The organism is Edaphobacillus lindanitolerans, from assembly GCF_900156305.1.
Classification (GTDB): Bacteria; Bacillota; Bacilli; order Bacillales_A; family Planococcaceae; genus Bhargavaea; species Bhargavaea lindanitolerans.
Window position 1 is genome coordinate 46,023 of record NZ_FTPL01000002.1, and the last position, 20,563, is coordinate 66,585.

At 56.1% G+C, this 20,563-nt stretch carries 18 protein-coding genes and 1 riboswitch; of the genes, 11 read left to right on the plus strand and 7 right to left on the minus strand.

Features of this window, described 5'->3' with window-relative positions; all coding sequences use genetic code 11:
* Positions 1-18 precede the first annotated feature (18 nt).
* Together B0B07_RS06350 and B0B07_RS06355 are read left to right on the plus strand one after the other, a co-directional pair.
* The gene (locus tag B0B07_RS06350) at positions 19-657 is read left to right on the plus strand and encodes a FusB/FusC family EF-G-binding protein (RefSeq protein WP_076757578.1); all 639 of its coding nucleotides are present in this window, start codon (positions 19-21) and stop codon (positions 655-657) included.
* Positions 658-678: 21 nt separating this feature from the next.
* Positions 679-1,443, plus strand: coding sequence for a 3-hydroxybutyrate dehydrogenase (locus B0B07_RS06355; protein ID WP_076757579.1), 765 nt, complete (start codon positions 679-681; stop codon positions 1,441-1,443).
* A 64-nt stretch (positions 1,444-1,507) separates the two neighbouring features.
* On the opposite strand, the gene B0B07_RS06360 is transcribed toward B0B07_RS06355, so the two are convergent.
* The 5 genes from B0B07_RS06360 to B0B07_RS06380 form a co-directional block, all read right to left on the minus strand.
* On the minus strand, positions 1,508-2,959 hold the full coding sequence (locus tag B0B07_RS06360; protein WP_084186592.1) for an aldehyde dehydrogenase family protein: 1,452 nt from the start codon (positions 2,957-2,959) through the stop codon (positions 1,508-1,510).
* A gap of 253 nt (positions 2,960-3,212) precedes the next feature.
* On the minus strand, positions 3,213-4,928 hold the full coding sequence (locus tag B0B07_RS06365) for a helix-turn-helix domain-containing protein (protein WP_076757581.1): 1,716 nt from the start codon (positions 4,926-4,928) through the stop codon (positions 3,213-3,215).
* Between the two features lie 89 nt (positions 4,929-5,017).
* Positions 5,018-6,226 (minus strand): M20 metallopeptidase family protein, encoded by a 1,209-nt coding sequence (locus tag B0B07_RS06370; protein WP_076757582.1) that lies wholly within the window; start codon positions 6,224-6,226, stop codon positions 5,018-5,020.
* The gene (locus B0B07_RS06375) at positions 6,186-7,397 is read right to left on the minus strand and encodes a metal-dependent hydrolase family protein (protein ID WP_076757583.1); all 1,212 of its coding nucleotides are present in this window, start codon (positions 7,395-7,397) and stop codon (positions 6,186-6,188) included. Before B0B07_RS06375 ends, B0B07_RS06370 begins: the two co-directional genes overlap by 41 nt.
* Positions 7,398-7,418: 21 nt before the next feature.
* The gene (locus B0B07_RS06380; RefSeq protein ID WP_076757584.1) at positions 7,419-8,963 is read right to left on the minus strand and encodes an AbgT family transporter; all 1,545 of its coding nucleotides are present in this window, start codon (positions 8,961-8,963) and stop codon (positions 7,419-7,421) included.
* A 238-nt stretch (positions 8,964-9,201) separates the two neighbouring features.
* Here B0B07_RS06380 and B0B07_RS15485 point away from each other — a divergent pair, with 238 nt between their 5' ends.
* Positions 9,202-9,324 carry a hypothetical protein gene (locus tag B0B07_RS15485; RefSeq protein ID WP_268753118.1) on the plus strand — a complete coding sequence of 41 codons (123 nt, stop codon included), beginning with the start codon at positions 9,202-9,204 and terminating at the stop codon, positions 9,322-9,324.
* 39 nt (positions 9,325-9,363) lie between these two features.
* On the opposite strand, the gene B0B07_RS06385 is transcribed toward B0B07_RS15485, so the two are convergent.
* A complete protein-coding gene (locus tag B0B07_RS06385; protein WP_076758340.1) occupies positions 9,364-10,134 on the minus strand; it encodes an NRDE family protein in 771 nt (256 codons plus the stop codon).
* 178 nt (positions 10,135-10,312) lie between these two features.
* Between B0B07_RS06385 and B0B07_RS06390 the strand changes: the two genes are divergently transcribed.
* Both B0B07_RS06390 and B0B07_RS06395 read left to right on the plus strand, forming a co-directional pair.
* Positions 10,313-11,773, plus strand: coding sequence for a trypsin-like peptidase domain-containing protein (locus B0B07_RS06390; protein WP_076757585.1), 1,461 nt, complete (start codon positions 10,313-10,315; stop codon positions 11,771-11,773).
* A 28-nt stretch (positions 11,774-11,801) separates the two neighbouring features.
* Positions 11,802-12,119, plus strand: a complete 318-nt coding sequence (locus tag B0B07_RS06395; protein WP_076757586.1) for a thioredoxin family protein — start codon at positions 11,802-11,804, stop codon at positions 12,117-12,119.
* A gap of 167 nt (positions 12,120-12,286) precedes the next feature.
* Here B0B07_RS06395 and B0B07_RS06400 read toward each other — a convergent pair whose 3' ends face one another.
* Complete coding sequence (locus tag B0B07_RS06400; RefSeq protein WP_076757587.1) at positions 12,287-13,120, minus strand: EcsC family protein; 834 nt, start codon at positions 13,118-13,120, stop codon at positions 12,287-12,289.
* A 152-nt stretch (positions 13,121-13,272) separates the two neighbouring features.
* Between B0B07_RS06400 and B0B07_RS06405 the strand changes: the two genes are divergently transcribed.
* The 6 genes from B0B07_RS06405 (at position 13,273) to B0B07_RS06430 (ending at position 20,489) form a co-directional block, all read left to right on the plus strand.
* Complete coding sequence (locus B0B07_RS06405; protein ID WP_076758342.1) at positions 13,273-14,394, plus strand: NAD(P)/FAD-dependent oxidoreductase; 1,122 nt, start codon at positions 13,273-13,275, stop codon at positions 14,392-14,394.
* A gap of 55 nt (positions 14,395-14,449) precedes the next feature.
* Complete coding sequence (locus B0B07_RS06410; protein WP_144264318.1) at positions 14,450-15,664, plus strand: MFS transporter; 1,215 nt, start codon at positions 14,450-14,452, stop codon at positions 15,662-15,664.
* A gap of 88 nt (positions 15,665-15,752) precedes the next feature.
* Positions 15,753-15,854: riboswitch (purine riboswitch) on the plus strand.
* Between the two features lie 149 nt (positions 15,855-16,003).
* Positions 16,004-16,591: a xanthine phosphoribosyltransferase gene (locus B0B07_RS06415; protein ID WP_076757588.1), complete on the plus strand. Its 588-nt coding sequence runs from the start codon at positions 16,004-16,006 to the stop codon at positions 16,589-16,591.
* Positions 16,588-17,907 (plus strand): nucleobase:cation symporter-2 family protein, encoded by a 1,320-nt coding sequence (locus tag B0B07_RS06420; protein WP_076757589.1) that lies wholly within the window; start codon positions 16,588-16,590, stop codon positions 17,905-17,907. The genes B0B07_RS06415 and B0B07_RS06420 overlap by 4 nt, the downstream gene beginning before the upstream one ends.
* A gap of 141 nt (positions 17,908-18,048) precedes the next feature.
* The gene (locus B0B07_RS06425; protein WP_076757590.1) at positions 18,049-18,909 is read left to right on the plus strand and encodes a YitT family protein; all 861 of its coding nucleotides are present in this window, start codon (positions 18,049-18,051) and stop codon (positions 18,907-18,909) included.
* A gap of 383 nt (positions 18,910-19,292) precedes the next feature.
* A complete protein-coding gene (locus B0B07_RS06430) occupies positions 19,293-20,489 on the plus strand; it encodes a NupC/NupG family nucleoside CNT transporter (RefSeq protein ID WP_076757591.1) in 1,197 nt (398 codons plus the stop codon).
* The last annotated feature ends 74 nt before the right edge of the window (positions 20,490-20,563 follow it).

Sequence of the window (20,563 nt, forward strand, 5' to 3'; positions counted from 1 at the left end):
TAGAAAGGGGTGCAACAGATGGAACCATTCATCAGCAGCGCAGATTTTCATTTCATTTTAAGACAGGCGCGAAGCGTCATGAACGGCCATATGAGGGTCAATGACACCGGAGTGCTCAATGCGGTTGAAGGCCTTGCGGAGGAACGGGCGAAAGAGCGCTTGACGGAACTTCCCGACGAAGTCCGGAAACTTTTTGCGAAAATCGGGGAAGTGGTGGACAACGACAGCTTCGACCGGTTCAGGGAGCAGCTGCTTCCTTTCGTCATCCCGTTTCCGGAACCGAAGGAGCAACAGTTGAAGAAGATGTTCCCGAAGGTGAAAAAGCTCAATCCGCCGAATTTGTCCTCAATCGAATGGCGGGATCTGACTTATCTCGGATGGAATGATTCCGGCTCAAACCGGAAGTACTTGGTCTGGGAGGAGTCGGGCAAGCTCCAGGGCATTTTTGGACAGTTCAAGCCGCTCGGCAAAAAAGGGGTCTGCGCCATCTGCAACGGACTGGATGAAGTCGGGCTGTTTCTTTCAGAGACCCGCCATTCCGGAGGCGAGACCTATACAAAACGGGGAAACTATATTTGTGTGGACTCTGAAGCGTGCAACCGGCGGCTGGATGACCCGGAGCGGCTCGGGCAGTTCATCGGCACAATCAGGAAGTGATTGACTGAAGGAGGGGTGGCTATGGAAGGGAAAGTTCTGCTCATCACAGGTGCTGCACGCGGGATCGGTTATGACATTGCAAGGGAATTTTCGGCCGCCGGGGCAAAGGTGATGCTGTCCGACCTCGATGAGGAGGCGGTCAATGAAGCCGCTGCTTCTCTGGCCGGTGAGGCGGAAGGCATCGTCTGTGACGTCACGAGTGAACGGGACATCGAACGGACAGTCAACTGCACGGTCGAACGGTTCGGCAGGATCGATGTGGTCATCAACAATGCAGGCATGCAGCATGTCTCCATGCTGGAAGATTTTCCGACCGAGAAGTTTGAGCTTCTCATCAACATCATGTTGACCGGACCGTTCATGATGATCAAGCATGTGCTTCCCCAAATGAAGCGGCAAGGGTGGGGGCGCATCATCAATATGGCCTCGATCAACGGCGTCATCGGCTTCGCCGGCAAGGCCGCCTATAATTCCGCCAAGCACGGTGTGATCGGCCTGACGAAAGTCGCGGCGCTCGAGACCGCCGAACAGGGAATCACGGTCAATGCCATCTGCCCGGGTTACGCAGATACGCAGCTTGTCCGGAACCAGATGGGGGATCTTGCAAAAACTCGGGGCGTCTCGATGGAAGAAGTCCTGAGCGAAGTGCTCTATCCGCTGATTCCCCAGAAACGCTTGATCGGTGTCGAGGAAATCGCCGCACTTGCCCTTTACCTGGCCAGCGACGCCGCAAAAGGACTGACGGGACAGGCAGTCGTGCTGGACGGCGGGTATACCGCACAATAAAATATTTCGAACACAAAAGATCCGCAATAACTGCCCGGCAGCTATTGCGGATCTTTGCATGGGATCAAAATATCGGGAATTCGCGGTACCCGCTTTGTACGCCGATCCATTTGATTGTAGTGAACTTTTCGATCGCCCATTCTCCGTTGAACCGGCCGATCCCGGATTCCTTTTCACCGCCGAATGGAACATGCGCTTCATCGTTTACCGATTGGTCATTAATGTGGATCATGCCGGTTTCAATCTTCATCGCCAGTTCAACTCCGTGATGGCGGTCTTCCGTGAAGATGGACCCGCTCAGTCCATATGGCGAGGCATCGGCAAATTCAACGGCTTCCGATTCATTTTCCGCCTTGATGACGACCGCGACCGGACCGAAGATCTCATTATAGGCAATCGGCATGTCGTTGGTTACATTTTTAAGGACAGTCGGCTGCATCAGGCATCCTTCCACTTTGCCGCCGTATATCATCTCGGCACCTTGGCGGATGCTTTCATCGAGGTCTACTTGAATTCTCTCAACCTGTTCCTTATTGATCACAGGGCCCACGAATGTTGATGGATGGGACGGATCGCCGTATTTCAGCCTGCTCACCAGATCTACAAATTCGTTCACGAATTCATCATGGATCTCTTTGTCCACGATGAACCGGTTCAAGGCCATGCAGATTTGTCCTTGGTGGAGGAATTTGCCGAAGACAGCCGCTTTTGCCGCTTCTTTGATATTGGCATCCTTCAGGACGATCATTGCGTTGTTTCCGCCAAGTTCCAGGGCAACGTCTTTCAGGTTCCTGCCTGCATTTTCGCCGATTCTCCTTCCGACTTCAGTCGAACCGGTGAAGGAAATCAGCTTCGGAATCGGGTGGACGACGAATTCATCCCCGATTTCACTGCCCTTTCCGACAACGACATTCACGAGGCCCTTTGGGAAGCCTGCTTTCTCGAACAGCATGCCGATGAGAAGTCCCGACGTTACGGGCGTATCCGAAGCGGGTTTGATCACCACACTGTTTCCGGTTGCCAAAGCGGGTGCAACCGAGCGCATCGTCAAGTGGAACGGGAAATTCCAGGGGCCGATCACCCCGATGACGCCTTTCGGGATCCGGTAAATCCGGTTTTCTTTATTCGGAAAAACGGAAGGGAGGATACTCCCGGCCATTCGAGTCGGAAAAGACATCGATTCCTTCACGATCCCCAATGCAGCATCAAATTCGATCCCTGATTTTAAGCGGGTGCTTCCGGATTCGTTGATCAGCCATTCGATGATGAACTCTTTCTCGGCAAGCATGACATCAATCAGTTTTTGAAAAAGCCCCTGCTTTTCGGCCACCGTCCGATCCGCCCATCCAGGCTGGGCTTCTTTCGCTGCCTGAAAGGCTTCTTCCAGATCATTTTGGTTCGCGGATTGGATCGTTAAGATCGTTTCTCCGGTATACGGATTGAGGTCCACGATATTTTTTTCACTTGAACCGCTGACCCATTTTCCGCCTATGAATTGTTTTGTGAATGGATCCATCGTCAGGTGCCTCCTCATGTTGATCAACCATTAATTGCTGAGAAACAGCCAAGACGTGCTTGAAAAAGCGCTTGGCTGTCAATATAAAAGCAAGCATGTCCTTAAATCGCATGTTCCATAAGTCCGGTTCCTCCGTATCAACCAGATTCTGTACTTCCGAAGATACACCCAATGTCGGAATGCCGTTTTCTTCCGAGGGTCTCCAACCCTGAGTTTCAAAAATGCCCGCACAGGGAGAGCTCCCGTGCGGGCATTAAGATTGTGAAGACAGCTTGCAGGCAAGCTGAACGTCAAGCATGGCATCCGAGTCCTGGAAATCCAGCCCGAACAACCGGGAGATCTGCTTGATCCTGTATTGAAGCGTGTTGGGATGGATGTGGAGCTCCTTAGCGGCCTGGCCGGGCCGCTGCAGATGCCGGCAATACACCTGCAGGGTCCTTGCCAGATCCGTCCCTTTCTCTTCATCATACTGAAAAACCGGTCCGAGAGTGGAGGAGATGAACAGGTCGATCTCTCGGTCTGTGGCGGAGTTCAGAAGGCGCTGCAGTGCAAATCTCGAGCTGTCGGCCACCAAGCCTTTGAAATTGGCCGTCTCCATGAATTTCAATGTCATGATGGCGGACTGCAAGGAATCAGCCAATTCGTCCAGGCTGCTCACAAGATGGCCGGCCCCGAACTTGGCTGTGGACAGATTTTTGCTTTCCTTTGCAAACTGGACAGCTCCTTCGGCAATTTTCGTGAGTTTCTCCACCAGGGAATGCGTGTTGGACTGCAAGCCAGCCGAAATCAGAAGCAGATAAAGATTCTCCCGGAAGACGACGAGGCTGCCCGGAAACCGGCGCTTGATCTCCATTTCCAGAAACCCGGCCAGCTCATTCTGATGAATCAGCTGACCCACAGGATTCTCGGCAGCCGGTTCCTGAATCTTGACTGCCACCGGCAGAAGGCAACCGGATACATCCAAGCCCAGCCCCGCGGCCCTGCCCAGAAAATCATCCGTCAACGCGCCGGTCAGCAAGTCATCCACCAGTTCGGACTTGTATCGCTGCTCAATATTTCGGACGGACGCTCTTCTGTTGATCTCCAGGGCAAAATACAAGATGCTTTGCTGAATCAGATGCCGGTCTGTGGTGGACATCTCATTCAGGTTTCCGTTATAGACGAACAATTTGCCGAGCAGCTGCCTTCCGTTCCGGATCATAAATTCATCGATCTGACTGTCTTTGACGGAAACGGCCGAACCGAACACTTCACCGTACACCGTCAATAGGGACAGCGGCCTGCCGACGACCGAACTCAATTGATCGAGCATGGCCTGCAGCCCGAGCCCGTTATTCATGTGGGACAGCAATTCCTGGTGAAAGCGGCTGAGCTTTTCGAGCATGCTGTTCTTCGCCCGGATGTCCTCATACAGCCCCGCCTTTTCCAGTGCAGTGGCGGCCTGGCCGGCGATTGCCTGCAACAGGGTCATATCTTCCGATGAAAACGAACCCTCTTCGGCAAAACCGTTCAGCGTCACGACGCCGATGCATTCATCTCTGGCGGTAATCAGCGGAACACTCATGGCACGGAAAGAGTTTCGCCCGGGGTGCCTCGCCATCGATTGGTTAAGCAAGAGGAGATTTTCTTGGGTCATCGTGCTGGAATTCATCTTGATCTCTTTCTGGGTCGGAAGAAGGATGGCCTTTCTGTCCGAAAAGCATTGTCCGGTAAAAGATTCTCCGGGACTGAGCCGGATCTGTTCCACGGCTTCGTCAAAATTCATATGGGAACGGCAAACGAGCAGTCCGGCCTGAGGCTCGTAAACAAACAGCGCTCCGCCGTCGGCATGCGTGATCGCCTTGATCGATTCGGAAAGCGTGAGTTTGAACAGTTCATCCAGCTCCAGCGTCGAATTCACGGCATTCGCCACTTTGATCAGTGCTTCCGACCGGGTGGATGAGAGTTGTCGGGTCATCTTGCCGGTCATTTCCGTCCCCTCCCTTTTATCAATATATTAGCACAATTCTTGTTTGCGCATCAGAAAAGGAGCACTCCTGGTGAGCGCTCCTTTGTTTTTTATTCGGCGTCATCCTGGAAGAGGATCGCCATAAACGTTTTGGCGGTGTTGGCCATCGCTTTCTCGTCAAAGTCGAATTTCGCATGGTGATGCGGGTATGCTTCTCCTTCAGGCTGTGCTCCAGAGAAGAAGAAGGCGCCCGGGATCTTTTGAGTATAGTAGGCAAAGTCTTCCCCCGGCATGACAGGAGGGGTTTCCCGGACCAGTTCTTCACCGAAGACCGCGAGCATCGCGTTCTTGACGAGGGTGGTCTCGGACGGATGGTTGTAGAGCGCATCGTAGCCGCTTTCCAGTTCAACTTCTGCCCTTGCTCCGAATGCTTCGGCCACCTGTGAGGCGATCCTGGAGAGCCGTTCCCTTGCGGAAGCCCGGATCTCCGGCTCGTAAGACCGGATCGTGCCGGTCATCCCGGCTTCGCCCGGGAGGACATTATTGGCCTCACCTGCGTGGATGGAGCCGACCGAGACAACAAGCTGCTTCAACGGATCCGTATTCCGGCTGACGATCGACTGGAGGGCCGTCACGACGTGAGCGGCGATGACAATCGGGTCCACCGCTTCGTGCGGAACCGCTCCGTGACCCCCTTTGCCGATGATGGTGATTTTGAAGGTGTCCACCGCAGCCTGAATGAATCCCTCGCGGTAATACATCGTGCCGGCAGGCATCATGCTCTGAAGATGGCAGCCAAAAATGGCATCCACGCCATCGAGGCAGCCGTCTTCGATCATCGCCATCGCTCCGCCGGGGTAGAGTTCTTCTCCGAACTGGTGGATCAGGACGACGTTATGCCGGATTTTGTCTTGGTTGGCCACGAGGCTTTTCGCGAGCCCCATGAGAGCAGCCGTATGGCCGTCGTGGCCGCAGGCATGGGAAACGCCCGGCACTGTCGAGCGGTAGGAGACGGTTTTTTCATCCTGGATCGGAAGAGCGTCAAAGTCTGCACGGAATGCGATCGTCTTGGAAGCCTGCGGGGCATTGAACTTTGCCACGACGCCCCGGCCCCCGACTCCTGTCCGGACTTCCAGGCCCAGTTCCCTATAGTAGGCCGCAATGCGATTCGGTGTCTCGACTTCCTGGTGGGAAAGTTCGGGATGCCGGTGGAAGTGTCTCCGGTTCAGCACCATTTCCGGCAGCAGCGAATCCACCGTCTGCAGACAAGTCTGGAGATCATGATCCAACGATTGCTTCAAGCTTTCCTGTGTGCTCATGGACACAGACACCTCCTTTGTATACGGCCTGCACTTTCCGGAACGCTCCGATTTCCTTTTCCGGATCTTCATCCAAGATGACAAAGTCCGCCATCTTACCTTCTTCAAGCGCACCGACGGTCGGGTCGGCGTTCAGTACCTTTGCCGCATTGAATGTCGCGGCAGTGATGATGTCCCTCACGTTCAATCCGTATTCGTGCATCAATTCAAGTTCCTTCGCGAAATCGCCGTGGGCATTGAACGGAGTCCCGGCATCGGTACCCGCTGCAATTCTCACCCCTGCATCCATTGCTTTCCGGAAGCTCGTTCTATGGGTGTGGAAACAATCCACCGCTTTCTTCACCGCATGAGGCGGAATTCCGCCGCTCTCCGCGTTTTGGACGATGTAGTAGGGGGCGGCGAGAGTGGGGACAAGGACCGTTCCATGCTTGATCATCAGCCCGATCGTCTCGTCGTCCAGGAAGATTCCGTGCTCAATCGTGGTGATCCCGGCCCTGACCGCGTTTTTGATGCCCTCGGTTCCCTGTGCGTGTGCCGCAGAAGTTTTTCCGGCGTTCAAGGCTTCTTCCACCGCCGCCCGCATCTCGCGTTCCGAAAGCTGGGGGGATCCGGGATCGACACCCGGTGTCATGACGCCACCGGTTGCCATGAGCTTGATCACATCCGCTCCGGCCTTGAGCGTCTCCCGGGCCGCTTTCCGGACACCGTCTTCACCGTCCGCTTCTGTGGAGAACGGATAGCCGTGGCCGCCCGTCATGACGATCGCCTGACCGGATCCGTAGACGGTCGGTCCGGTCATCAGGCCGTCGGCAATGGAGTTTCGGTATTCCAGGTCAATATGCCATCTGGAACCGAGGTTCCGGACGCTCGTGACACCTGATTTCAGCTGCTTCTGTGCATTGACATGATGGCGGTATGCAGAAATCGCGGGGGAGTCCCCGTCAATCTGTGAGAACGGGTCTCCGACACCGTCCATCCCGAGATGGACGTGCATATCAAACATTCCGGGGATGATCGTTTTCCCGGTACCGTCGATGACCGTTCGGGCAGGCAGCCGGACGGCCTCCTCACCGACCGCTTTGACTGTGTTTCCTTCAATGATGATTGCGGTATTTTCGAGTTTGTCACCTTTCCCTGTATAGAGGGTGACGTTCGTCAGTTTGATGGACATGGGTTTACCTCCTGGGCTGTGTTATGGAAGAGTGATGCCGCCGCCCGGGCCGAGTGGCAGGCCAAGCAGGAACCAGACGGAGAACAAGATGATCCAGAAGATTGCGAATGCAACCGAATAGGGCAGCAATGTTGCAATCAATGTTCCGATTCCGATGTTCTTGTCGTATTTTTTGGCGAATGTGAGCAGGATCGCGAAATAGGCAAGCATCGGGGTGATCGGATTGGTGATGGAATCCGCGACGCGGTAGGCGACCTGGGTGACCGCAGGATCATAGCCCATCAGCATGAACATCGGGACGAACACGGGAGCGAGAAGCGCCCACTTCGCAGATGCGCTTGCGATCAGCAGGTTGATGGTGGCTGCGATGAAGATGAACCCGATGAACAGCGTCAGTCCTTCCAATCCGATTCCCTGGAGGAAAGCGGCCCCTTTGATTGCGATGATCGGACCGAGATTGCTCATCCCGAAAAAGGCGATCATCTGTGCGGCAACAAATGCAAGCACGATATACCCGCCCATGCCCGCCATCGCTTTTGTCAGGTGCTCCGCCACATCTTTATCGTTCTTCAGCGCACCGGAGGCGAACCCGTAGGCAAGTGCAGGGATGAGGAACCCGAACAACATGATCGGGACAATGCCGGTCATGAACGGGGAAACGATGACTCCGTTCGTTTCCGGGTCTCGCAAGATACCGTTTTCCGGAACGACCAGCCACAGGATGAGCACTGTGTATGCGGCAAGGGAAATGCCGGCCCAGAGGAGGCCGCGCTTTTCTTCGGGGGTCGTTTTCTCCAGCTTCTCGACTTCACCGGTGAAGCTGCCGAGGCGCGGTTCCACGATCCGGGTTGTCACAAAAGCAGCAACGGGAATGAGGACAAACGTTGACGCGATGAGGAAGTACCAGTTGATCGCCGGGTTTCCGACGTAGGACGGATCGATCATCTGCGCACTCGACTGCGTGAAGCCGAAGACGAGGGGATCCAGCATGGAAACGATCAGGTTGGCGCTGAAGGCGCCGGTAACCGTCGCATAGCCGGCAACGAGCCCGGCAATGGGGTTCCGCCCGAGCGCGGCGAAAATCATCGCCGCAATGGGCGGCAATACAACCTGTGCGGCGTCAGCAGCCGTATTTCCCAGGACTGCTATGAGCAGGATGGTCGGCAGGATGATCTTCGCAGGCGCATTCAGAATGGTCGTCTTCATGAATGTCGTCACAAGACCGGTTGATTCGGCGAGGCCGACCCCGAGCATGACCACGAGCACCAATCCGAGCGGCGGGAAGCCGGTAAAGTTCGGGACCAGCGTCGTCACGATGCTCCGGATGCCCTCCGCGTTCAGCAAATTCACCACCTGGATCGTTTCCTTCGTCCCCGGATGAACCGCAGACACGCCCATCAAGCCGAAAATGGCGGATGCAATTAAAATGAGTACGGTAAAAATGGCAAAGAGCGTGACCGGGTCCGGAAGTTTGTTGCCGGCTTTTTCTACGCCGTTCAGCATCTTCTGGAAGAAGCTTGGTTTTTCCGATTTTCCGACTTGCTGTACAGTTGCCAGTTTGCTCATGAGAACAGCCCTCCTTAGATTGAATTGTTGAAATTTTAACTCATCTATTGGATGGCTGATATGTTGAAAGGGCCAAAGAAGCCTTCGGCGGGTTGTGGAACTGCACAACATGGAACCGTGCAGGCCGCAAGTGCGGCGATTGCGAAAGATTGCCCGGCTTCGGCGATTTGGCGTTTCCCGCGGGATCTGATCGGGAATCTTAAGGAATGAGGCGGTGGAGATGAAGGAGGGGAATCTGATGGCAAAACGATACCCAGACAGCCGGCCGTATCCGTACAATACAGATCGAGGCCAGTGGGTCGCTTTTTGGATCGCTCTGGCGGTCATTGCAGTGGCGATCATCATTGCATGGTCGATGTAATCAAAAGCAGGCAGCCCGAATCGTTGCGGCTGCCTGCTTTCATTTGATCTGAAATTGGAATCTTTGTTCTCCGTCCGTCCGGCCATCCATGAAAGTCCGTTCGATAAACGTCACGATGCCGTCCCGGTCCATGAGGATGACTGTTGAGCAGCGGGTGCCATAACCGCCGGTCTTGATGAAAAGGGGGGAAAGAATCCGTTCCATGTCCGGCCCCACGCCTGTGTCCGGCAGTAGTCGATCCGGGAATGGTTCGGCCTCAGCCAAAATGCTGAACAGTTCATCCGGATCGATCGGGCAGTATCCGGATGCTGCCCGGGCAAGCCATTCCTTGCCGGCTTCCACTTTTGGCCATGGCGTGTCAAGGCGGCCGTTGCTCAGGCCGTGCGTCCCGGGTGATATTTCTATGAAACTCTTTGCATCCCGGTTCGTCCCATAGAATAGACGGCCGGGAGTCCCTGCAATCAAGTTATACATATCATAGTTTCCGGACTGCCTCATCAAGGCATCGAGCACCCCGGGCAAGGGCCGCTCATCTGAAAGGACCGAGGTCACCAGCCCGCCGCGGCTTTTCGCGCCTTCAGGGGGACGGCTGCCCGGAGCCCTGACATTGGTCAGTGCAGAGAACCTGCCGGAAGCGGACATGCCGAGCCACGTCCCGCCGGACCGGAGATCCCTCCCGGCAAGGATGCCCGGCATGTCTTCCCACCATCCGGCGCGCTCTGTCGGACGGTCATAAAATTCATCCCGGTTTGCTGCCACGATGAGCGGATAAACGGGGTGCTCGTCATGATTGAACAACACAAGACACATCATCGTATCCCCCTTTTTCCTTTCACTATACAGGAATTAAAAAAATTGGTCCGGAAATGCGTCAGACTCATGATGTCGGCGCTCCTCTTTCGTGGTATGATGATGGATATTTCTCTATGACTGAACGTGTATTTATAGAATGAGAGCATGAGAAAAAAGACGGACGGAGTGAACCAGGATGAAATGCCCGAACTGCGGACATCACAATGAACAAATTAAAGGGAAATGCCCTGAGTGCGGCAAGCCCCTCACAAGAGGAAAACGCAAAAAGAAAAAATCAAGGCTGATCGCCGCCACGCTTGCCGCGGTGCTCCTGCTGACCGGCGGAGCCTTCACAGCCATCTATTTGGATGACGAGGAAGTCCAGGAGCCCGTAAAGCCCGATAAAGAGACGGCACAGGAGACGAAAGAGGAGCCGCCGGAAGAAGTTCCGGCAGCCGCAGATTCCGACCAGGATGCAGATCAGGATGAAGAGAAGAAGCAGGAGGTCCAGAAAGAGGAGACGAAGGTCGAAGGGACCGTCCAGCGTGAAATCAGTGAAACATCCGACACGATGACCGAAGCGGTCATCCTGCCCGAAAAGATTGCGGGGGAGAGACGCGATACCCAGACGGTCATCAAGGAATCCCTTCCGAAAGTGTTCACCGTCATCACGGACGACAGCATCGGGTCCGGTTTCCTGTACAAAAAAGGGGGCCTGGTCGTGACGAATGCACACGTGGTCTCCGGCTTTACGAGGGTCACGGTCCGGAACGGGGCCGGGAAAGAGTCGCAGGGACAGGTGATCGGGATATCGGACCGGTCGGATGTCGCATTGATCAAAGTGGATGATTATGCGAATGCCGCCCCGTTTGAAATGGAAAGCGGCGTTACGCCGATCGGGACGGACGTCATCGCCATCGGCAGTCCGAACGGGCTCGCCAACACGGTGACGACGGGGAAACTGACCGGTCATGACCGGAATCTGGAGATCGGCTTTAAATACGAAAACATCTACCAGATGAATGCACGGATCGACCGGGGGAGCAGCGGAGGACCGCTCATTGACGCCAAGACAGGAAAAGTGGTCGGCATCAACTCCCTCGTCATGCAGGATGACAACCTGGTCGGCTTCGCCATCCCGCTCTTCAGCATGACCGGCCTGCTGGACGGCTGGGCCTCGAACCCGATGTCAGCGGATCAGGTGGCTGCGCTGTTCAGCTCTTATGATGATTATGAAGGCGGCTCGGGCAGCCCCGAAGACGACAACTTCGAAGGCGGATGGGAAGGCGAGTCATTCAACGAAATTGCGCTTGAAAACTTCATCATTTCCTTTGGTCATTTCCATATGCTCATGCTGACGGATGCAGATTTCTTCTTCGTGGAGGACCTTGTCCAGCCCGGCAGTCCGGCCTATGGTAAACTGGAAGAAGAAGTCGCGGACCTCGGCGGGAAAGGCATCAACTTCGAATTGACCGACCAGGAGGTGTCTTCCGTAGACATCCTTGATGACCATGCGGTTGTCCATGCGCTGGAGTCCACCCGGACAACGGCTGATGACGGAACCGTGACGGAGAGGAAGCTCCAGGTCGATTACAAGGTCATCATCGACGAGAATGGTTTCTTCCAGGTTGCCGACAGGACCGTGACCGAACAATAAGCGATCAGCGATACAGGGGGAGACCATAGTGGAACAGCTTCAATCGATGGAACAATTCAACAAACTCAAGCAGGAAGAGCGGGTCGTCTTCATGTTTACGGCAGGCTGGTGCCCGGACTGCCGGGTGATTGAACCGGCATTGCCTGCCATCGAGGCGGACTATCCGGAGTTCACGTTCTTCTCCGTAGACCGGGACGACTTCATCGACTTGTGCGGCGATCTCGGCGTGTTCGGTATCCCGAGTTTCCTTGTCTTCAACGAAGGTGAGGAAGCCGGACGTTTCGTCAGCAAGGACCGCAAGACAAAAGAACAGATCGAATCATTCCTTGACGGCATTTCGATCTGACGAACAAACGAAGGACCCGCCGGATGGCGGGTCCTTCGTTGCTGCAGACAGAGAAAGTTCCTTCCCTGTCTGCAGTTTTTCTTTTATCCAAAAGTCAGCGGGTGACAGGCCGTTCCCCAAAGGGCAGCAGTCTGTCATTTTTGAAAGGATTAACAGGATCCTTTGGATTAAGGCCGCGTGGAATGAGGGGTGAACCCGGATTCCCCGATGCCGAGCCGTTCCTCAATTCTCCTTTTGCGATAAAACATTTCGCCTGCCTCCGCGAGTTCCCGGATGACGTTCCGGTTGGTGAACGCACCGAATATGAGCCCGGCTACGGGCACCATCTGAAACAGCTTCTTCCAGCCCCATCTGTCCCGGTAGGAATAGACGACTTCCCGCCATCCCTGCAGTTCTGTGATGATTTCCGTTCTTGCCGCGGCCGTGTTGCCGGTGAGTTGGCCCATCTGCCGGAGCACGGCCTTCTTGGCAGGTGCATCGGAGGAAACAAACTGAAGGATCTTCACGATGAACAGGCGTTCCTCGGGGAGCTTCGGATCAAAGCCGTAACACATCGCGATGTCCTGCAGTGTCTTCAGCTGCAGGCTGAGCAGCAGGGGGATGTCGATCGAGAGGGTGAATATACCGCCGATCCCGGTGGACGCACCCTGGACCGCCGCCGTTTTCTCGCGGTTGGCCGCCACGGAAACAGCGGCAGCATCCATCTGCCGGATCGGCAGGCGGATCACATCAGACAACCCGCCGACCCGGTCATCTTTGAAGAAGTTCGGCACCGCCTTTTCCGAACTGAGATAACCGCCGCCCGTTTGGATGAATTTTCCTAGCTCGTCAAGCGCCGTTCCGACTTTCCGGTGGATGAAAGCAGGGGTCAGCCTGTCCAGGATCCTGAACGGGATTTTTCCGATCCGCTGCCAGAAAGGGCTCCCACCCTGCGAGCGCTCCCACTTTCGAATCTTCTGAAGCTCCTGTTCCAGCCATTGTCTGGTTTCGTCTGACTCCATCATGGCCCCTCCCTTCGTTGTGTGGATGATCCTATTACGGTTCTCCTACCCGAAAAGTTGCAAGAGGAAGCGCGGGAACGACATCTCCTTTCCTCTTGGCGCCGCGTTCCGATACAATAGGACAGGAATCCAAAAAGAAACAGGTGTTGACCATGAAGCGAATCATCGTAATCGGCGGCGGAATCCTCGGTGCTTCCGCCGCCTATCACCTCGCCAGATCGGGCAGGGATGTGACGGTCATCGACCGGCACGAACCGGGCCAAGCGACGGGTGCCGCTGCCGGCATCATCAGCCCCTGGCTCTCACAGCGCCGGAACAAGGCCTGGTATGCGCTGGCAAAAGGGGGGGCGGCCTTCTATCCCCAATTGATCGCCTCGCTTGAACAAGACGGGGAGACGGAGACCGGATACAGGCGTGTGGGCGCCGTCAGTGCCCACACCGATCCGGCAGTGCTTGACCTTGCCGAGAAACGGGCGTACGGCCGGCGTGAAGACGCGCCGGAAATCGGTGAAATCCTGAGGCTTTCGGAGGAGGAGACCCGGAAACGGATCCCGATTCTCGCCGAAGGGTTCGGCTCGGTGTGGATAGGCGGAGCGGCACGCGTGAACGGCAGGCAGCTCCGCGACGCGCTCCTGTCGGCAGCCAAAAAACATGGTGCACGGACCATTCGCGGGTCCGCGGTCGTTTCCGCAGAAAATGGATGCGTGAACGGGGCCATTGTGGACGGCAAGCTTTTCGAGGCCGAGTCGGTCCTCGTCACGGCCGGCGCATGGGCGCCCGAAGCACTGGCGCCGCTCGGTCTGCGGGCGGATGTACGGGCCCAGAAAGCACAGATCCTCCATTTGAATCTCGGTGATCCCTCAACCGGAAACTGGCCGGTCATCATGCCGCCCCGCAGGCATTATATCGTGCCGGCTGACGGCGGCAGGGTGATCATCGGGACCACCCATGAGGACGATCACCACTTCGAGCTGGATCCGACTGCCGGCGGCATCCATGAAATGCTCGATAAGGCCCTTACAACGGCACCTCAGCTGGCAGATGCTGCATTTGAAGGCGCCAACGTCGGCTATCGTCCGTTCACAGAAGACAATCTTCCGGTCATGGGGCCTCTCGCAGCCATCGGCGGACTTTATTTTGCGAACGGGCTCGGGTCAAGCGGCCTCACGGTCGGGCCCTACCTCGGCACCCAGCTCGCCAAAATGGTGATCGGGGAGGAACTGGACATTGATCCGGCTCCATACAACTCGGACAAGATTCTGATGACAGACTGACCATCCCAGACCCATCCTGCCGGCCGCGCGCCGGCCAACGAGAGGAGTGACGCACTTGGCAACTGCCAATTCCGCCGGAAACCGGATGCCGGCGCCGGTCTATCCGGTCATGTTTGCAATCGGTGCGTGTCATCTTTTCAATGACGCCATTTCTGCAGTCGTGCCGGCGATGTATCCGATCCTCAAAGAGTCGAACGGCTATACATACACACAGCTCGGTGCGATCACGTTCGTCTTTCAGATGCTGTCTTCGGTCATGCAGCCGGTCGTCGGGATCCTGAGCGACAGAAAACCGCGTCCGATCATGTTGCCGACGGCGATGGTGCTGGCGTTTGCCGGCATCGGCCTGCTCGCCTTTTCCCCGAACTATTGGCTGCTCCTGATAGCGGCGGTGTTCCTCGGGCTCGGGTCTGCCATCTTCCATCCGGAAGGTTCCAGGGTCGCCTATATGGCAGGCGGGGCAAAGCGGGGCATCTCCCAGTCAATTTTCCAGGTCGGCGGGAATTCCGGGCAGGCGCTTGCTCCCGTCATCACTGCATTGATCCTGATCCCGCTCGGACAGCATGGCGCCGCCTGGTTTCTGATCGTGGCTGCGGCCGGCGTCTGGATCCTCGCGCTCATCGCCCGCTGGATGAAGGAGCGCCTTTCGGAAGAAGCCGCAATGCCCGGCAAACGTCCTGCTCCGACGGGAATCGCGGGATTGACGAAGCAGCGGGTCCGGAATGCGCTGATTCTTCTGATGCTCGTCATCATCGTCAGATCGTTCTATGTCGTGAATATGCAGGGCTATTTTGTGTTCCACCTGACGGACCAATACGGGCTGACGGTCCGGCAAGCCCAATATTTCATATTCATGTTCCTCGCGCTCGGCGCGGCCGGAACGTTCTTCGGCGGCCCGTTCGCGGACAAGTACGGCAGGAAGCGGCTGATCGCTGCGTCTGCACTCATTCCGATCCCGCTTTGCCTCGTCCTGCCGCATTTGCCGATCTACCTCGTGGCACCGGCACTCGGCATCATCGGTTTCGTGCTCATGTCGAGCTTTTCGGTCGCCGTCGTCTATGCGCAGGAGCTCGTACCCGGTAAAATCGGCACGATGGCCGGGCTGACGACCGGATTTGCCTTCGGTGTCGGAGCTGTCGGGTCCGTTGCAATCGGTGCGTTCATGGACGCGGCGGGGGTTCCGACGACAATGCTCGTCATCTCGGTCCTGCCAATACTCGGAATTGCCTCCGTCTGGCTGCCCGATGACCGGTCTGCCGCGCTTGAATAGGAACACAGGGTGGAAACGCTTTCTGTTTTCTTCGAATTTCGTCAATTTGCTACCTTCTTGTATTCGGTCCGCGGCATGTTATACTAGGTCCAATCAAATCTTCGACGCTCATATAATCGCAGGGATATGGCCTGCAAGTTTCTACCGGTCTACCGTAAACGGACCGACTATGAGAGGCAGACAGATGTAAGGACAGGCGGGCGCGGCTCCGTCTTTTCTTCATTTATTGTCCGGTGCACATCACGCCCGGCGGCCTGTCCCTCATCACCGGGGAAGGCCGCCGGTTTTTCATATTGTCCCTGAAAGAGCGTCTTCAAAGTAAACGGGAGGAGACCGATCATGAAACTGCTTCAAGAGAAAATACAAAAAGAAGGCATTGTGCTGTCCGAAGAGGTTTTAAAGGTCGATTCCTTCCTGAATCATCAGGTCGATCCTCATCTCATGCAGGCGATCGGCATGGAGTTCGCAGAACGGTTCCGGGCCGACAACATCACGAAGATCCTGACGATCGAATCTTCCGGCATCGCTCCGAGCGTCATGGCGGGCCTGGAACTCGGCGTCCCCGTCATCTTTGCACGGAAGCGGGCTTCCCTTACGCTGAACAACAATCTGCTCAGCGCAGAAGTGAAATCATTTACGAAAAAAGAGACCAATACGATCTCGGTGTCCGGTGACTTTATCTCGTCCGGCGACAAATTGCTGATCATCGATGATTTCCTTGCAAACGGGCAGGCTGCACTCGGCCTGCTGGACATCGCCGAAAAGGCAGGTGCCGAAGTGGCCGGGATCGGGATCGTCATCGAAAAAGGCTTCCAGCAGGGCGGCCGCCTGCTCAGAGACCGGGGCGTGCGTGTGGAATCCCTTGCGATTGTCGACGGACTCCAAGACGGTCGGGTCACCTTCAGGAAGGAGGAGAATACACTGTGAAACAGGCTCTCCGCGAAACGACTCTCGGCATCCAGCATCTGCTCGCGATGTATGCGGGCGCCATCCTCGTTCCGCTGATCGTCGGGGAGGCGATCGGCCTGACGAACGAGCAGCTCACCTATCTTGTCGCGGTCGATATTTTCATGTGCGGAGTGGCAACGCTGCTGCAGATCATGACCAACCGGTTCTTCGGCATCGGCCTGCCGGTTGTCCTCGGCTGCACATTCACCGCAGTGGGCCCGATGATCGCCATCAGCGGGGACTACGGGATATCGGCTCTCTACGGGTCGATCATCCTGTCCGGCTTGTTCATTGTCATCATCAGTCCGTTTTTCGGCATGCTCGTGAAGTTTTTCCCGCCGGTCGTCACCGGCTCCGTCGTGACAATCATCGGTCTCACGCTCATTCCCGTGGCAATCAACAATATGGCGGGCGGGCAGGGTTCGGCCAATTTCGGGTCCAGCACGAACATCATGCTGTCGTTCGGCACGCTGCTCGTCATCATTCTCGTCTATAAGTTCACGACCGGCTTCACCCGTTCCATCTCCATTCTGATCGGGCTGGTAGCCGGTACGGCTGCCGCGGCCGCCATGGGCAGCGTCAACTTCGGCAATGTCCGCGACGCCTCGATGTTCCACATGCTTGAACCGTTCCATCTGGGTACGCCTACGGTCGTCTGGCCTGCCGTCATCACAATGTGCCTCGTCAACATGGTCTCGCTCGTCGAATCGACCGGCGTCTACTTCGCGCTCAGCGACATCACGGGCAAGAAACTGGAGAAAGCCGATCTGTCCCGCGGGTATCGGGCAGAAGGGATTGCCGTCATGCTCGGCGGATTCTTCAATGCTTTTCCTTACACGACTTTTTCGCAGAATGTCGGTCTGATCCAAATGTCGGGCGTCAAATCCCGCCGGATCATCCTGATCACCGCCGCGATGCTCATATCGCTCGGATTCCTGCCGAAAGTGGCCGCCGTCACGACGATCATCCCGACATCCGTTCTCGGAGGCGCCATGCTCGCGATGTTCGGCATGGTCGCCACGCAGGGGATCACGATGCTCAGCCGGGTAATCGGAGAAAAGCCGGAAAATGCGATGATCGTCGCCTGTGCAATCGGCCTCGGCCTCGGCGTCAGTGTCGTACCGGACCTGTTCCAGGCACTCCCGTCCGGAGTGCGCCTGCTCACGAGCAACGGCATCGTCGCAGGCAGTGTCACGGCGATCGTCCTGAACATTGTGTTTAACATGCTGCCGGGCAGACAGGAACAGCCGGCGGAAGAACCCGTCGCCTCGGCCGAACATGCACATGAAGTCTGAATATACCCTACACAACCGCTCCGGCCGGCAATTTGCAGCCCGGAGCGATTTTTCTTTCCCGGTTCATCAGGCTAAAGGAATTCAGAACTTCCCATCAGCCGGCGTCTGATAGAATGAGGGAGTCAATAGGAGGTTTGAGTCATGGGGAATCATACAATCACCAAGTCACCCGCTTACGATTATCTGCTGATCATCTTCGGCGCTGCGCTCGTCGGCCTGAGCTTCAATCTGTTCTTGCTGCCGACGAAGATCGCGGCCGGCGGAGTTTCGGGGATCAGCACCATCCTTTATGAAATGAAAGGATGGAACCCGGCGTATGTACAATGGTCGATCAGCCTGCCGCTGTTCGTGCTTGCAGTTCTGCTCGTCGGAAAAGAGTTCAGCCTGAAGTCGCTCGTCGGTACGTTTTTTGTCCCGTTCACGATCTGGGTGACCGGAGGCATCAATGTGCACGTCGAAAATCCGCTGCTCGGGTCCATCTACGGAGGGATGCTGATCGGAATCGGCCTCGGGATCGTCTACCGGGGTAACGGGTCCACAGGAGGCACGGCGATGATCGCCCAGATTTTGAAGAAGTTCACGGGCATCTCCAGCGGATTCGCACAGCTGCTCGTCGACGGATGCGTCGTTCTCGCATCGGCGCTCGTGTTCGACTTCGAACTGGCTCTGTATGCGCTCATGTCGATCTACGTCACCAGCAAGGTCATCGACTTCGTCCAACTGCGGACGTCACCGACAAAGCTGGTCCTCATCATTACGGAGAGGGAAGCGGACGTACAGGCGATCATCCGGGAAGAAGTCGACCGGGGCATGACGAAAATGCGAGTGGTCGGCGGCCACTCCTCAAAAGAGCGGACGATGATCCTGTCCGTCGTCGAACAATCCGAAGCGGTATACCTGAAAAAACTGCTTGAAGAAAAAGAACCTACTTCCTTCGTTATATTCCTCAATGCGTCTGAAATACTGGGCAGGGGATTCTCTTCGGAGAGGATTTATGAATAAAAGGCACGATTTCACAGCAAAATAAGGATAAGGCTCATTGGAAAAGAGCAAGGGCGTCGTTTGACACCAGTTGGCATGCCGGCCATCCAGAAACTCGCGCGAAGCGGGGACAGGGAAGCTTGGCGGTGATCCGCGGGTATGCGACTGTAGCCCTTGCTCTTTGCTTTCATTCAGGGCGGAGCCGTGAGGTTTGGCAGGCAGGACAGAAGGGGAAAGCGGAAGTGGATCATCTTCCAGATGCTTCGGGCAATTCCGCATTTAACTTAAATAGTAGTTGACCGTTGAATTGCCATGCACTTTTTTGATAACGTTTGTGTGTCTGATGTCAGACCACTATCAAAGATAACCGCCTCATGACGGTTTCGGAATGTTGAGGGATCCAAATGAATATTTTGTGGGGGCTTCTTGGTATTGTCGCCGTGCTCGGGCTTGCCTTCCTGATGTCGAATGCCAAGCGATCGGTGAAGCCGAGAACGATCATCGGAGGTTTGGCCATCCAGCTGGTGTTTGCGTTCGCCGTCCTGAAGTGGGAGACGGGGAGAAAGGCACTGGAATGGTTCTCCGGAGCAGTCCAGAGCGTAATCGATTACGCGGGAGAAGGCGTGGCGTTTCTGTTCGGAGACAAATTTGGATTTGTGTTTGCGTTTAACGTGCTGACGGTCATCATCTTTTTCTCTGCACTTATTTCCGTGCTCTATTATCTGGGGATCATGCAGTGGGTGATCAAGCTGATCGGGGGCGGGCTGTCCAAGCTGCTCGGCACGAGCAAGGCTGAATCCGTCTCGGCTGCGGCCAACATTTTCGTCGGACAGACTGAGGCGCCGCTCGTCATCCGGCCGTTCATATCCGGGATGACCCAGTCGGAGCTCTTCGCGGTCATGACCGGCGGCCTCGCTTCGGTTTCCGGGTCCGTGCTGGCAGGTTACGCGCTGCTCGGCGTTCCGCTGGAATATCTGCTTGCCGCCAGCTTCATGGCGGCACCGGCCGGTCTGATCATGGCGAAAATCATGATTCCTGAGCGGGACAAGCCAAAGGATGAATTGTTCGAGATGGAGCGGGACAGCGAATCAGTGAATGTGATCGATGCCGCTGCAAAAGGGGCGGGGGACGGACTGAAGCTCGCCGCGAACGTCGGAGCCATGCTCCTGGCCTTCATCGCCTTGATCGCGCTCCTGAACGGGCTGCTCGGCTTCGTCGGCGGATTGTTCGGACTGCAGAACCTGACAATCGAAGGGATTCTCGGATACGTGTTCGCGCCGCTCGCGTTTGTGATCGGAGTGCCGTGGGAAGAAGCGATCAAGGCCGGAAGCTTCATCGGCCAGAAGCTCATCCTGAATGAATTCGTCGCATACTCTTCATTTGCACCGCAGATCCCGGACCTGTCGCCGAAGACCGCGATCATCGTCTCGTTCGCGCTGTGCGGGTTCGCCAATCTGAGCTCGCTCGCCATCCTGCTCGGCGGCCTTGGCGGGCTGGCACCCGATCGCCGTCCGGATATTGCCCGGCTCGGCATGCGTGCGGTCGCGGGCGGTGCGCTCGCTTCACTCCTCAGCGCGGCCATTGCCGGCATGTTCATCTGATGAAATGGAAAAGGGATGCGTCCGACTCGGTCGGAGCATCCCTTTTTGCGGTAACGTTCTTATTGAATCTAATC

What these genes read in the sequence shown, in the direction of transcription:
- B0B07_RS06350 (WP_076757578.1), top strand. Translation starts at nt 19, where the DNA reads ATGGAACCATTCATCAGCAGCGCAGATTTTCATTTCATTTTAAGACAG.
- B0B07_RS06355 (WP_076757579.1), top strand. Translation starts at nt 679, where the DNA reads ATGGAAGGGAAAGTTCTGCTCATCACAGGTGCTGCACGCGGGATCGGT.
- B0B07_RS06360 (WP_084186592.1), bottom strand. Translation starts at nt 2,959, where the DNA reads ATGGATCCATTCACAAAACAATTCATAGGCGGAAAATGGGTCAGCGGT.
- B0B07_RS06365 (WP_076757581.1), bottom strand. Translation starts at nt 4,928, where the DNA reads ATGACCGGCAAGATGACCCGACAACTCTCATCCACCCGGTCGGAAGCA.
- B0B07_RS06370 (WP_076757582.1), bottom strand. Translation starts at nt 6,226, where the DNA reads ATGAGCACACAGGAAAGCTTGAAGCAATCGTTGGATCATGATCTCCAG.
- B0B07_RS06375 (WP_076757583.1), bottom strand. Translation starts at nt 7,397, where the DNA reads ATGTCCATCAAACTGACGAACGTCACCCTCTATACAGGGAAAGGTGAC.
- B0B07_RS06380 (WP_076757584.1), bottom strand. Translation starts at nt 8,963, where the DNA reads ATGAGCAAACTGGCAACTGTACAGCAAGTCGGAAAATCGGAAAAACCA.
- B0B07_RS15485 (WP_268753118.1), top strand. Translation starts at nt 9,202, where the DNA reads ATGGCAAAACGATACCCAGACAGCCGGCCGTATCCGTACAATACAGAT.
- B0B07_RS06385 (WP_076758340.1), bottom strand. Translation starts at nt 10,134, where the DNA reads ATGTGTCTTGTGTTGTTCAATCATGACGAGCACCCCGTTTATCCGCTC.
- B0B07_RS06390 (WP_076757585.1), top strand. Translation starts at nt 10,313, where the DNA reads ATGAAATGCCCGAACTGCGGACATCACAATGAACAAATTAAAGGGAAA.
- B0B07_RS06400 (WP_076757587.1), bottom strand. Translation starts at nt 13,120, where the DNA reads ATGGAGTCAGACGAAACCAGACAATGGCTGGAACAGGAGCTTCAGAAG.
- B0B07_RS06405 (WP_076758342.1), top strand. Translation starts at nt 13,273, where the DNA reads ATGAAGCGAATCATCGTAATCGGCGGCGGAATCCTCGGTGCTTCCGCC.
- B0B07_RS06415 (WP_076757588.1), top strand. Translation starts at nt 16,004, where the DNA reads ATGAAACTGCTTCAAGAGAAAATACAAAAAGAAGGCATTGTGCTGTCC.
- B0B07_RS06425 (WP_076757590.1), top strand. Translation starts at nt 18,049, where the DNA reads ATGGGGAATCATACAATCACCAAGTCACCCGCTTACGATTATCTGCTG.
- B0B07_RS06430 (WP_076757591.1), top strand. Translation starts at nt 19,293, where the DNA reads ATGAATATTTTGTGGGGGCTTCTTGGTATTGTCGCCGTGCTCGGGCTT.